Here is a 13033-nt window from a genome sequence, read left to right on the forward strand (position 1 = left end):
TGTCAATGAATTGGTACTAAAGTCTACCCCGCACCACCATCCAGACCACTTTGCATGGAATTAATGTGCGGACGCAGCAGAAAAATGCGCAAACCACATACCACATGCACCTAAAGTGGTATGCGATTGTGGTTGACGTTCGCGCACGGCAACCTGTTAGGATCGTGGCTCGCGTCAGTCGCCACGGTTCATCTGGGAGGGTAAGCCCGTGACTTTGCAACACTCGCATGCGCCGTTGGCGCGGCGTCCCATGGCCAAGGCCTTGCTGTTGAGCCTGTCCCTGGCGGCATTCCCTGCCGTGGCGGCCGATTATCTGGTGCACGACGCTGATGCCTATGCCACCGCCGTACGCGCCCTCGCCCCCGGCGATACGGTGATCCTGGCGGACGGCGTCTGGCGCGACGTGGACCTGCTTTTCCGGGGATCCGGCAAAATTGGTCAACCAATTAAGTTGACGGCACAGACCCCCGGCAAGGTGATTCTCAGCGGCCAGTCCCAGCTGCGTCTGGCCGGTGAGCACCTGGAGGTCTCCAACCTCGTCTTCCGCGATGGTTGGGCGCCGGGTGGCGAAGTGGTGTCGTTCCGGCGGTCAGCCAGTGAGTGGGCCAACCACAGCCGGGTGACCGGGATCGTGATCGACCGCTACAACAAGCCGGATCGCCAGCAGTCCGATCACTGGGTGGCGCTGTACGGCCAGCACAACCGCTTCGACCACAACCAGCTGGTCGGCAAGACCAATGCGGGCACCACCCTGGTGGTGGTGCGCAACGCCACCAGCGGCCTGGACAACCAGCACCGCATCGACCACAACTGGTTCGGCCCGCGCCCCAACCTCGGTTCCAACGGCGGCGAGACGATGCGCATCGGCACCAGCCACGATTCGCAGTCCGATTCGCGCACCGTGGTGGAGAACAACTGGTTCGAGCAGTGCGATGGCGAGGTGGAGATCGTCTCCAACAAGTCCGGCGGCAACACGTACCGCGGCAACGTCTTCCAGGACTCGCGCGGCTCACTGGTGCTGCGTCACGGCCATGGCAACCGGGTCGAACGCAATGTGTTCCTCGGCCATGGCAAGGCGCATACCGGCGGCGTGCGCGTGATCAACCGCAACCAGACGGTGCGCGACAACTACTTCGAAGGCATTGCCGGCGACAACTTCGCCGCGGCCTTGAGCGTGATGGCCGGTACCCACAACGCGCCGTTGAACCGCTACGAGCAGATCGATCACGCGGTGATCGAACGCAACAGCTTCATCCAGGTCGGCACGCTGTTGCTGGGCGCGGGGCTGGATGAGGAGCGCAACGCGATGCCAGTGAACAGCCGCATCGCCGGCAACCTGTTCATCGGCGATGGACACCGCGAGCTGCTGCGCACGCAGGGCGATCTCTCCGGCATCAGCTTCGCGGGCAATGTGCAGAGCCCTGCCGCGTCTGCCGGCTTTCCTGGCGGTGTCAGCGGCCAGACCCTGACCCTGCAGCGCGCGGCCAACGGCCTGCTCTACCCCACCGCCGCCATCGATGCCGGCGCCCCGCGCGACCTGACCCCGATCCCACGCGACCAGGTCGGCGTGGACTGGTATCCCAAGACCCTGCCGGCCACCGCACTGGACAGCGGCGCGGTGCGCACGGTCGCACCGGGCGAGGACACCCTCACCGCCGCCGTGGCCGCCAGTGCGCCAGGCGACCGCCTGCAGCTGCAGCGTGGCCGCTACAGCGTGAGCCAGGTGCTGGCGGTGGACCATCCGCTAAGCGTGGTCGGCCCCGCCCGTGGCCAGGCCAACGTGCAGTTCTCGCGGCCCAGCCTGTTCGAGATCGGCGCGAGGGGTTCGTTGCGCCTGGCGCGGCTGGATATCGACGGCGCGCTCGCCCCGGATGCCGCCGGCAATGCGGTGATCCGCGTGCCGCCGGGCAGCCAGGCCTTCAACTACACGCTGCGCATCGAGGACAGCCGCGTACACGGGCTGACCGCCAACAAGGCCTTCGATGTGATCGCCACCGGCAAGGGCAGCCTGGCCGCGCGGATCGCACTGACCCACGTCACGGTGGAGGACATCACCGGCAGTGTGATCGCCGCGGCCGCCGAGACCGATGACCTGGGCACCTACAACGCCGAGCAGGTGGATCTGCTGGACTCCACGTTCCGCCGCATCGGCGGGCCGGTGGTGAACCTGTATCGCGGCGGCACCGACGAAAGCACCTTCGGTCCGGCGCTGCAGGTGCACGGCAACCAGTTCGAGCAGGCAGGGGTGGCCGATGACACCAGCCTGCGCCTGCATGGCGTGCAGTTCGCCAGCATCCGCGACAACCGCTTCGACCGCAGCGGCCGCATCCGTTTCAGCCATCGCGTCGGGGAACCAACCCTGCGCATGGGCGACAACCCGCTGACGGCCACCGCGCCGTTGCTGTCCGATACCCCTGTTGAGGCCCTGCCATGAATCACGCCCCGCCCCTGATGCTGCTGCTCGCCGCCACGCTTGGCGGGGCCGCGTTGCCCGCTGCGCAGGCCGCACCCGCCGCCCGGCAGGCGCCCGCGGCGTCCGCCACCGCACCGGTGCTGGTCACCGCCGCGCAGTGGACGCAGATGCGTGCCGAGGGTGCGCGCTCGCCACTGTTCGCCAAGGAACAGCAGCGTGCCGAACAGCGCGTGCGCGCGATGATGAAGGCCGGCATCGACGTGCCGGTGCCCAAGGACAAGGGCGGCGGTTACACGCACGAACAGCACAAGCGCAATTACCAGGCCATCCAGGCCGCCGGCGCGCTGTATCGGCTGACCGGCGACAAGGCCTATGCCACCTTCGCCCGCGACCTGCTGCTGGGCTACGCCAAGCTCTACCCGGGCCTGGGCGCGCACCCGCAGGGCCGCGGCCAGATTCCCGGCCGGCTGTTCTGGCAGACCCTCAACGATTCGGTGTGGCTGGTCAGCGCGGCGCAGGGCTACGACGCGATCCGCGACACGCTCAGTGACGCCGACCGCAAGACGATCGACGACAACGTGTTCCGCGCGATGGCCGACTTCCTGTCCGACACGCCGGAGAACTTCGACAAGATCCACAACCACGCCACCTGGGCGGTCGCTGCGGTGGGCATGACCGGCTACGTGCTGCGCGACACCAACTACGTCGACAAGGCGTTGCAGGGCAGCAAGCGCGATGGCAGTGCCGGCTTCCTGAAACAGGTTGATCAGCTGTTCTCGCCGGACGGGTATTACGAAGAAGGCCCGTACTACCAGCGCTATGCACTGGCCCCGTTCATCCTGTTCGCCAACGCCATCGAGCGCAACGAACCGCAACGCGGCATCTTCAAGCGCCGCGACGGCGTGCTGCTCAAGGCGGTCGATGCGCTGGTGCAGAGCAGCTACGGCGGCTACTTCTTCCCGATCAACGACGCCATTCTCGACAAGGGCCTGGACACCGAGGAACTGGTGGCCGGCATCGATATCGCCTACGCGCAGACCGGTGATGCACGCCTGCTGTCGGTCGCCAAAACACAGAAGCGCGTGCTGCTCTCGCCCGAGGGCCTGCAGGTGGCCCAGGCGCTGGCGGAGAACAAGGCCAAGCCGTTTGCCTTCGTACCGACCCTGCTGCGCGATGGCCCGGACGGCACCGAAGGCGCACTGGCGATCCTGCGCATGGGGGGCGAGAACGGCCAGGCGCTGGTGATGAAGAACACCAAGCAGGGCATGGGCCACGGCCACTTCGACAAGCTCAACTGGTTGTTCTACGACAACGGCCAGCGCGTGGTCACCGATTACGGCGCGGCGCGCTTCCTCAACATCGAGGCGAAGGCCGGTGGCATCTACCTGCCGGAGAACAGCAGCTGGGCCCGGCAGACCATCGCGCACAACACGCTGGTGGTGAACGAACAGAGCCACTTCGGCGGCGACTGGAAGAAGGGCCAGCCACTGGCACCGACGCCGCTGCTGTTCGCGGTCAGTGACGATACCCAGATCGCTTCGGCACGGATGGAGGGTGCCTACGACGGGGTCAGCTTCACCCGTACCCAGGCGCTGCTCTCGCACCCCTCGCTGGGCGAGCCGGTGGTACTGGATCTGCTGCGCGTCACCGGCAGCAAGGCCGCGCGCTATGACCTGCCGCTGCACTTCAACGGTCACATCATGGACGTGGGCTTCAAGAGCCAGTCCGCGCTCGCCGCACGTCCGGTGCTGGGCAAGGCCAACGGTTACCAGCACGTCTGGATCGATGCGGCGAGCGAGCCGACCCGTGACGCACGCAGCCTGACCTGGCTGCTGGACGGCCGCTTCTATACCTACCGTTTCGCCAGCACCGCGCCCTCACGTGCGTTGATCGGCGAGAGCGGCGCGAATGATCCCTCGTTCAACCTGCGCCGTGAGCCGATGCTGCTGCAGCGGGTGGATGGGCAGGCTGCCACCACGTTCTACGGCGTGCTCGAACCGCACGGCCAGTACGACGGCACCGCCGAAACCGTGCGGGGCGCCAACAGCCGCATCGACCGCCTCACCCACTACCGCGGCAAGGATGCAGACGTGCTGGTGCTCGACCTGGCCGGCGGCAAGCAGCTCGCCGTGGGCATCGCCGATGACCCGGCCAAGGGCGGATCGCATGAAGTGAGCGGCGGCGGCCACAGCTGGCGCTGGGACGGTGGCTGGAAGCGCTTCGATACCGGCACCCGCACCGGCAAGGACGGCAAATGAAGGTCACCACCCAGGCCCGCACCTATGTCCGTTGGCTGATCGTGGCACTGATCGCCATTGCCACGGTGATCAACTACATCGACCGCAACGCCCTGGCCGTGATGTGGCCGCAGATTTCCAAGGACGTCGGCGCGACCAAGGAAGACTACGCGCTGCTGGTCACGGTCTTCATGCTGTTCTATGCCGCCGGCCAGTTCGTGTTCGGCCGCCTGTTCGACATCATCGGCACGCGGCTGGGCTTTGCGCTGTCGATCGCGGTGTGGTCGATCTCGATCGCGCTGCACTCGGTCACCCATTCCATCCTGTCCTTCAGCATCGTGCGCGCCATGCTCGGCATCAGCGAAGCCGGCGCGTGGCCGGGCGCGGTCAAGGCCAATGCCGAGTGGTTCCCGGCGCGTGAGCGGGCGCTGGCGCAGGGCGTGTTCAATGCGGGCGCGTCGATCGGGGCGATCGTGTCAGCACCGTTGATCGCCGTGCTGTTCCTGTGGCTGGGCTGGCGCGGCACCTTCATCCTGATCGGTGCGATCGGCTTCATCTGGCTGCTGCCGTGGCTGATCATCTACCGCGCCGGCCCGGACAAGCACCCGTGGGTGAGCGCCGCCGAGCGCGCGTTGATCCTGGATGCGCCCACCGAACAACCGGCCGTGCCGGTCCCCGAGTACGTGCCCAGCATGCGCCAGCTGCTGGGCCATCGGCAGACCTGGGGCATCCTGATCTCGCGGTTCTTCCTGGACCCGATCTGGTGGCTGTTCGTGTCCTGGCTGCCGCTCTACCTGGCCGACACCTTCGGCTTCGACATCAAGCAGATCGGCATCTTCGCCTGGGTGCCGTATGTCGGCGCGATGATCGGCAGCCTCGGCGGCGGCTGGTTGTCCGGGCGCCTGATCGGCGCGGGCTGGAGCGTGGACAAGGCCCGCAAGGTGGTGATCACCCTGGGCGGCGCGATCATGGCCCCGGCGCTGCTGGGCGCGGTGCTGGCCACCGATCCGGTCTGGGCCGTGGTGACCATCGCCTTCGTGCTGTTCGGCTTCCAGATCGCCATCGGCAACATCCAGACCCTGCCCGGCGACATCTTCAGCGGCAAATCGGTCGGCTCGGTCGCCGGCCTGGGCGGCATGGCCGCGGTGGCCGGCACGCTGATCACCACGTGGCTGGTGCCGGCGATGACCCACGAATCCTACGCACCCATTTTCATCCTGGTGGCCGCCCTGGTGCCGGCCTCCCTGCTGGCGCTGTGGCTGGTCACCGGTCGCGTGGAAAAACTCCACGGCCCGGTCGAGCGCCGTTGAGCCCTCTTCTTCCCTTTCCCCTAACGCATCACAGGAGTGTTTCATGACCCAATTCAAGGACAAGGTGGCGATCGTCACCGGTGGCGGCCGTGACATCGGCCGCGAGATCTCGCTCAAGCTGGCCGCGGCCGGTGCCAAGGTCTGCATCAACTACGCCAACGACGAGGCCAGCGCGCAGGAGACCCTCAAGCAGGTCGAAGCCGCCGGCGGCACCGCGATCGTGCATCGCGCCGATGTCACCGATGCCAAGGCCGTGGCCGCGATGGTCGCTGCAACGCAGGCCGCGTTCGGCCCGCAGATCGATGTGCTGGTGAACGTCGCCGGTGGCATGGTCCAGCGCCGTCCGCTGGCCGAGATCGACGAGGCGTTCTTCCACAAGGTGATGGACCTCAACATGAGCTCGGTCTACCTGACCACGCATGCGGTGGTGCCGCACATGCCCGAAGGCGGCGCGATCGTGAACTTCGCCTCGCAGGCCGGGCGCGATGGCGGTGGACCGGGCGCGGCGATCTACGCCACGGCCAAGGCTGCAGTGATGACCTTCACCCGCGCCATGGCCAAGGAACTGGGCCCGCGCGGCATCCGCGTCAATGCGCTGTGCTGCGGCATGATCGCCACCCGCTTCCATGATGAATTCACCAAGCCGGAAGTGCGCACCGCGGTGGCCGGCAATACACCGCTGCGCCGCCAGGGCCGACCGCAGGAAGCCGCCGATACCGCGGTGTACCTGGCCTCGGATGCAGCTGGTTTCATCACCGGTGCCAACGTCGACGTCAATGGCGGCACCTACTTCTCCTGATTGACCCGCTGACCGCCTGGGAGGGCCGCCATGCTGCGCTGGATCACTGCATTCTCTCTTGCACTTGCCACCAGCGCCGCGGCGCTGCCCGCCCAGGCCCAGGTCTGGGTGCCGGCCTGGACCGCCTCGCCGGCACCGGACCGTCTTGATGGCACCCCCGAGGCCCCGGTGCAGTTCGCCAACCAGACCGTACGCCAGGACATGCGCCTGGGCAGCTCGGCCCGCGCCCTGCGCTTCCGCATCAGCAATGAACTCGGCCAGGCCCCGCTGCATATCGGCGGGGCCTCGGCCCACCTCACCGGCACCGCCACCGCGGCCAGGCCGGTCACTTTCAATGGGCGTGGCGAGATCGTGGTGCCGGTCGGCGCCGCGCTGCTCAGCGATCCGGTCGCGATCACGGCGCCGGCGCTGGCCGACGTCTCGCTCACCGTGTATTTCCCCGATGCCACACGGCCGGCCGTGCGGCGTACCGCGCTGCGCATCGCCGATGGCCGCGCAGCCACTGTGGGCGACGCGGTCAAGCTCGCCTACCGCCAGAATGTGGTCTCCGCCGTGCTCGCCGAACGCGCCAGCAAGCCGGTGGTGGTGGTCGCCCTGGGCGACTCGATCACCGAAGGCGCCACCGCCACCCGCGGCAGCAACGGCGACTGGCCCGCACTGCTGTCCGCCCGTCTGCAGCAGGCGTGCCCGGACCAGGTGGTGGTGGTCAACGCCGGCATCAGCGGCAACAAGGTGATGGATCACGGCCGCAGCCACAGCGCGCTGGCGCGGCTGGACCGCGATGTGATCGCGCTGCCGAACGTGGACCGCGTGATCCTGTTCGAAGGCATCAACGACATCCGCCACGACGGTGGGACCCCGCCCGTGGCCGGCCGCAACGCCGAGGACATGGTGCTGGGCTACCGGCAGATCGCCGAACGCCTGCACAGCAACGGCATCCGCCCGATCGCTGCCACGATCACCCCCTTCGGTGGTTCGGACCGGTACGAGCCGATCGCCGCCGCCACCCGCACCACGCTCAACACCTGGATGCGCGGCGGGCGCAGCGGCTTCGATGGCCTGATCGACTTCGACCAGATCCTGCGCGATCCGTCCCACCCGGAAAACCTGCCCGAGGACATCACCCGCGACCACCTGCATCCCAACGACGAGGGCTACCGGCGCATGGCCGAGGGCATCGATCTGGCGCTGCTCGGCTGCCCGGCGCGATGAGTGCCCAGACCTTCCAGGTTGCGGCCGACAACGGCCAGCGCTGGGACGCGCTGGCGCTGGGGGAGGTGATGCTGCGCTTCGATCCCGGCGAAGGCCGGATCCGCAGCGCGCGCCAGTTCACCGTGTGGGAAGGCGGCGGCGAGTACAACGTCGCCCGCGGCCTGTGCAGCACCTTCGCTCATCGCACCGGGGCGCTGACTGCCCTGCCGCGCAACGAGCTGGGGCTGCTCGCCCAGCAGCTGATCCAGGCCGGCGGGGTGGATGCCAGCCAGATCGTGTGGCGCGACTACGATGGCATCGGCCGCAACACCCGGATGGGCCTGAACTTCACCGAGCGCGGCTTCGGGGTGCGTGCGCCGCTGGGTATGTCCGATCGCGCGTACTCGGCGGCCTCGCAGCTGCAGCCGGCGGCGTTCGACTGGGATGCGCTGTTCGGGCAGCACGGCGTGCGCTGGCTGCACACCGGGGGGATCTTCGCCGCGCTGTCCGAGCACAGCGCGCAGACTGCGATCACCGCGGTGCGGGCCGCGCGCCGGCACGGCGTGGCGGTCTCCTACGATCTCAACTACCGCGCCAGCCTCTGGAACAGCCATCCCGACCCGGATGCCGCGCGTCACGCCAACTGCGCCATCGCGGCCGAGTGCGACCTGTTGATCGGCGATGAGTATTCGTTCGCCGCATGCCTGGGCATGGACCTGAGCGATCTCGGTCGCCGCCACACACCGATGGATGTCGGTCCGGCCGAGGCAGCCGCCGTGCGCGCGATGACGCAGTTCCCGGCGCTGCAGGCGGTGGCGTTCACGCTGCGCGACGCCGCCAACGCCGCCCGCCACGGCTGGGCCGGTGCGCTGCGCACCCGGTCGCAACTGTATGTCTCCGCCGCACGCGAAGTAGACCTGCTCGACCGTGTCGGCGGTGGCGACGCCTTCGTGGCCGGCGTGGTGCATGCCCTGCTCAGCGGCAAGGGCGAGCAGGCAGCGGTGGAGCTGGGCGCCGCGCATGGCGCGCTGGCGATGTCCACGCCGGGCGACTGCGCTGTCACCAGCCTGGCTGAAGTGGAGGCCGTGGCGCGCGGCGATGGGGCCGCCGCACGACGCTGAGCGCCCTGCGCGCGAGGACTCAGTGCGCGATCGAGAGGTGTTCCAGGGCCTTGCGCGTGGAGAGCGTCAGCGGCGCGGGCAGTGCATCCGCGGTGAACCACCCCAGCCCGAGCAGTGCCTCGGGCTCCTGAACGGACGCGATCGTGGTGTCCTGCGCCCGCACCAGATACACCGGGGCGACCCAGTGCTGGCCAAGCGCCGGCTCGAAGTGGTCGACCACGCACAACAGACGCTCCACCGTCACCTGAAGTGCGGTTTCCTCCTCCACCTCACGGATCACCGCGTGTTCGACGGTTTCCATCCAATCGACCTTGCCCCCCGGCAACCCCCAATGCCCCTGCTCAGGCGGACGCCCGCGCTGGACCAGCAGGATCGCGCCGTCGGCGCGCTGGATGACGGCACCACAGCCGAGGCGAGGCTGCTGCAGATCGGTGGATGGGGACATCGGGCATCTCCATGGAAGTGACTCATTATCTCTCGGGCCCCGTGCCTGGATAGCGCCCACGAAAAAGGCCCGGCGATGCCGGGCCTTTCCTGCCACGCCGATCAGGCACGTGGCGATGCGGTCACGCTGGAATTACCAGCTGAAGCGCGGGCCGACCGACCATTCCTTGTCACCGTGGCGATCCATCTTGATGTCGCCATTGATGCCCCAGTTCTGGTTCAACTTCACCTGGCCGCCCAGGCGGCCGTAGAACTGGCCATCCGGATTGACGCCGCGCTTCTTGCTGTAATCCTCGTAGCCGGCCATCGCATAGACTTCGGCATGCTGGCCGAACGCGGTACGGATACCGGCTTCAGCGCTGTAGCCGTTGAAGTCCAGGCCTTCCTTCGGGTCGAACTTGTTGTAGGCAACGCGGCCCACGAAGTCCGTGCTGGTGGCGATTTCGTGGTTGTAGCCCACGCCGACACGCCACTGGTCAACCTTGAAGTCACCGATGTCGGTCTTCTGCTGGTTGTACTCACCGAAGGCGTGGAAGTTCGGGTGGAAGGCATAGGAACCCTTCACGCCCCAACCATCGGCCTTGCCGCCATCTGCGTCGGTCTTGACGTAGTCGGCTTCAGCGTAGTTGTAGGACAGCCCTTCAGCCGCCGAAGCGGTGAACGGGAGGGCGGCAGCCAGGGCCAGAGCAATCAACGAAGTCTTCATGGGGGTACACCTTTATGTCTTGGACTACTTGCACCCGGCATGGAGGCCGGACTGCATCGGGAATGTAAATTCTCCGTTATTCGACACAACCCGCCCTGAAGTTGACCGGGTGCACAAAAGTGAATTTTGGGGCGTCGTTCAGACCCGCTCTGGCATACGCGCGTGGCATTTCTTCAGGCGATGAAGGCGTGAACGCCCATCCTGTGCGGCCATCACGTGGGCAACTGAAAAGAGGGGCCGAAGGCCACGCACGGGAACCGTGCGGGGAAAGGACTCTGGTCACGACGGTGCCCTTGCGGGGCGTCACGCGCTGGGGAAGCCGCTCTTGGGGAGTAATCGGCTAACGCGTCCATCCTCCTGAATGCACCGAGGTCCGTGCCGTGGGCGTTGGACCGCAGGGCGCCGTGGGGCGTCCTGCCCGGCATCGCCATCATGTGCTGAATGCGTCAGCTGCAACATCAGGAAGTTCCTCACTCTGATTCAGAGTTTTCTGACCCAAGGCCCCGGACCAGAGGCGTTCACCCACCGCGAAGGGCCCTCGGCGCACTGTCGATGTTCCGCCCCCTGATTCGTCGTATGCCTTGAAGGCGCCCATTCCGGCGCGTCATCTGGAGCTCTGCCATGGCGTATATCGATGGTTTCGTACTGGCTGTCCCGACCGCGAACAAAGAGGCCTTCCTCAAGCACGCCCGGATGGGCGATGCGATCTGCATCCAGCACGGCGCCCTGCGCGTGGTGGAGTGCTGGGGTGATGATGTCCCGCACGGCAAGCAGACCGACTTCCATCGCGCGGTGGAAGCCAAGGAGGACGAGACCGTGCTGTTCTCCTGGATCGAGTGGCCGGACAAGGCCACGCGCGATGCCGGCATGCAGAAGATGATGGACGATCCGCGGATGGATCCAGAAAGCAATCCGATGCCGTTCGATGGCAAACGGATGATCTACGGCGGCTTCGTACCGGTGGTGGAACTCAAGGGCTGAGCGGCGCTGCCAGCGCTCAGCGTGGGTGCGCGGATTCGTCGTCACTCTGGAATCCGCCGCCCATGCCGCCCCCACCGCCCATTCCACCGCTACCGCCGCCGGCTTTTCCACCGCCTTTGTCTGCCACGTCGCCCTTGCCCTTCGCACCCGCCGAGGGTCTTGCCGGGCCTTGGCGAGGGATGACCACCGTGGTTGGAATCGGATCCAGATCCAATGCCTGACGGATGAAATCGCGCAGCGACACCACCAGCTCGGCCGTGGGAACGACGCGGCCCTGGGCCATCTCGTTGGCCGCGTGCGCGGCCAGGCGCACCTGCTCATCGGTGCCCAGCAGGATGATGTCCGACAGGGCCGCTTCCACTGCGTCACGGATGCGGCGCGCGCGTTCGCTACCGCTCTCTGCCTCTGCCGGTAGATGCAGCGCATCGCCCTCTTCGCTCCCGTCGGGCAGCGCGCGGACATCACGGCGATGGCGTGGGTCGACGTCGAGCGTACCGGTGAACGAACCGCCAAGGACTTTGTAGGCAGCGATCAGTGTGCGCAGTCGCTCGTTGATCTGCCGGTTCTCGCGCTCGCGGCGCTGCTGCATGGTCTGCATGACCAGCAGCCGGATGCCGACGCCGATCAAGGTAATGACCGCCAACCCGACCAGGGTGGAGAGCATGGCCTGCCAGGAACTGAAGTCGAGACCGCGCATTGGAATGCCTCCAGAAGCCGGCGGTCAGACTAACAAGACCGTCAGCTCCGCATCGTCAAGACTGCGCCATGCTCAACCTGTGCAGTACTGCTCCAGTTGTGCGATACGTGCCTGATAGGCGTCTTCCAGACAGGCCGCATCGCTGCACTGGTTGCGCCGATGCTGCAGCCACTGCCGCTGATCGGTGCGCAATGCGGTCCGGTCACCCCCACATGCAGGTGCATCGGCATAGGCCCGCGCCATGCGAACATCCATCGCTGCCAGATTGGGGTGAGTGCATAGCAGGTGTTCGGCAGGATGGCTCGCCCGCGCGCAGTCGAAACTGGGCCGCGCCGCTGCCTCCTCAGCCTCCTCAGCCTCCCGGGCCATGCGCGCCATCATGCCGGCGTAGCCGCTTTCATCTGCAGGCCCGGCTTGTACAGCGATCCGCTCGACGGCAGCGGTCTCACTCTGCGGATCACTGGTCGCTGCGGATTCCGGGCCCAGGTCGAAACCATCGGTCGTCGCCGCCGTCGGAGGCACTTCGGCGTCGGGATCCGCATCGCTCAGCTCTGGCGCGCCAGCCTCCTTGGGGTGGCCATCGGCCGCAGCCACGTTACGTCGCCGCTTCTCGTTCTCGGCAGCCACAGCAGCAAGTTCCGAGAGTTCGTTGGGCGTCACCAGGAACTGGCCCGCCGCCAGGCCGTAGGTCACCTCGATGTTGTTCATCAGAATACGCCGCCACCACCCTGGGCGATCCTGTTCATTGCGGTCGATCACACGCTGCAGTGCCTGCCGGGCAGCCGCGTAGGCCTGCGGATCCGGCTCGGGAATCTGTGCATAGGCATCTTCCAGGCGATCAAGCATCAACTGCGTGGCAGCAACGTTGTACTTGACGCGCATGGAAACGCACTTTGTGGTCGCCCCCGCACCGAAACACTCGGACCGGAACTCCATCGCCAGCATGTCCAGGCGAATCGCCCGACCCTGCTGGCAACCAGCAAGCACGACTACCAGCACAGCCAACAGAATTTTCTTCAATGCGTTTCCCCTGATGCGTCCAATGCTTGATGATCTGCGACAGCCGTCGTTTCGCAGACATACTCCTTCATGCGCGGGCGATAATGCGAGATCGGGCCGAATACGTCACGTCAG

Annotated in this window: 11 protein-coding genes; 7 read left to right on the top strand and 4 right to left on the bottom strand. The window is 66.8% G+C overall.

Annotated elements, in window-relative coordinates; genetic code table 11:
- Nucleotides 1–208: 208 nt before the first annotated feature.
- Genes ABE464_RS07750 through ABE464_RS07775 form a run of 6 tightly spaced genes read left to right on the top strand, consistent with a single transcriptional unit; the run spans nucleotide 209 to nucleotide 9071 of the window.
- Nucleotides 209–2434, top strand: coding sequence for a polysaccharide lyase 6 family protein (locus ABE464_RS07750; protein WP_346471470.1), 2226 nt, complete (start codon nucleotides 209–211; stop codon nucleotides 2432–2434).
- Nucleotides 2431–4671, top strand: coding sequence for an oligoalginate lyase (locus tag ABE464_RS07755; protein WP_346471471.1), 2241 nt, complete (start codon nucleotides 2431–2433; stop codon nucleotides 4669–4671). The genes ABE464_RS07750 and ABE464_RS07755 overlap by 4 nt, the downstream gene beginning before the upstream one ends.
- Nucleotides 4668–5960, top strand: a complete 1293-nt coding sequence (locus tag ABE464_RS07760; RefSeq protein ID WP_121044130.1) for an MFS transporter — start codon at nucleotides 4668–4670, stop codon at nucleotides 5958–5960. Before ABE464_RS07755 ends, ABE464_RS07760 begins: the two co-directional genes overlap by 4 nt.
- 43 nt (nucleotides 5961–6003) lie before the next feature.
- Nucleotides 6004–6759 (top strand): glucose 1-dehydrogenase, encoded by a 756-nt coding sequence (locus ABE464_RS07765; protein ID WP_019185567.1) that lies wholly within the window; start codon nucleotides 6004–6006, stop codon nucleotides 6757–6759.
- A 30-nt stretch (nucleotides 6760–6789) separates the two neighbouring features.
- Nucleotides 6790–7971 carry a GDSL-type esterase/lipase family protein gene (locus tag ABE464_RS07770; RefSeq protein WP_346471472.1) on the top strand — a complete coding sequence of 394 codons (1182 nt, stop codon included), beginning with the start codon at nucleotides 6790–6792 and terminating at the stop codon, nucleotides 7969–7971.
- Nucleotides 7968–9071, top strand: a complete 1104-nt coding sequence (locus ABE464_RS07775) for a sugar kinase (RefSeq protein WP_346471473.1) — start codon at nucleotides 7968–7970, stop codon at nucleotides 9069–9071. Before ABE464_RS07770 ends, ABE464_RS07775 begins: the two co-directional genes overlap by 4 nt.
- Before the next feature lie 19 nt (nucleotides 9072–9090).
- On the opposite strand, the gene ABE464_RS07780 is transcribed toward ABE464_RS07775, so the two are convergent.
- Both ABE464_RS07780 and ABE464_RS07785 read right to left on the bottom strand, forming a co-directional pair.
- Complete coding sequence (locus ABE464_RS07780; protein ID WP_313208822.1) at nucleotides 9091–9516, bottom strand: NUDIX domain-containing protein; 426 nt, start codon at nucleotides 9514–9516, stop codon at nucleotides 9091–9093.
- 132 nt (nucleotides 9517–9648) lie between these two features.
- Complete coding sequence (locus ABE464_RS07785; RefSeq protein ID WP_346471474.1) at nucleotides 9649–10221, bottom strand: Ax21 family protein; 573 nt, start codon at nucleotides 10219–10221, stop codon at nucleotides 9649–9651.
- A gap of 621 nt (nucleotides 10222–10842) precedes the next feature.
- Here ABE464_RS07785 and ABE464_RS07790 point away from each other — a divergent pair.
- Nucleotides 10843–11202 carry a DUF1428 domain-containing protein gene (locus ABE464_RS07790; protein WP_346471475.1) on the top strand — a complete coding sequence of 120 codons (360 nt, stop codon included), beginning with the start codon at nucleotides 10843–10845 and terminating at the stop codon, nucleotides 11200–11202.
- Nucleotides 11203–11218: 16 nt separating this feature from the next.
- Here the strand turns inward: ABE464_RS07790 and ABE464_RS07795 are convergent, their stop codons facing one another.
- Together ABE464_RS07795 and ABE464_RS07800 are read right to left on the bottom strand one after the other, a co-directional pair.
- Nucleotides 11219–11899, bottom strand: a complete 681-nt coding sequence (locus tag ABE464_RS07795; protein WP_346471476.1) for a hypothetical protein — start codon at nucleotides 11897–11899, stop codon at nucleotides 11219–11221.
- A 72-nt stretch (nucleotides 11900–11971) separates the two neighbouring features.
- Entirely contained in the window at nucleotides 11972–12919 is a 948-nt protein-coding gene (locus ABE464_RS07800) for a lysozyme inhibitor LprI family protein (RefSeq protein ID WP_346471477.1), read from the bottom strand.
- Between the last annotated feature and the right edge of the window lie 114 nt (nucleotides 12920–13033).

The sequence above is a fragment of the Stenotrophomonas sp. TWI587 genome, assembly GCF_039674145.1.
Classification (GTDB): domain Bacteria; phylum Pseudomonadota; class Gammaproteobacteria; order Xanthomonadales; family Xanthomonadaceae; genus Stenotrophomonas; species Stenotrophomonas maltophilia_AY.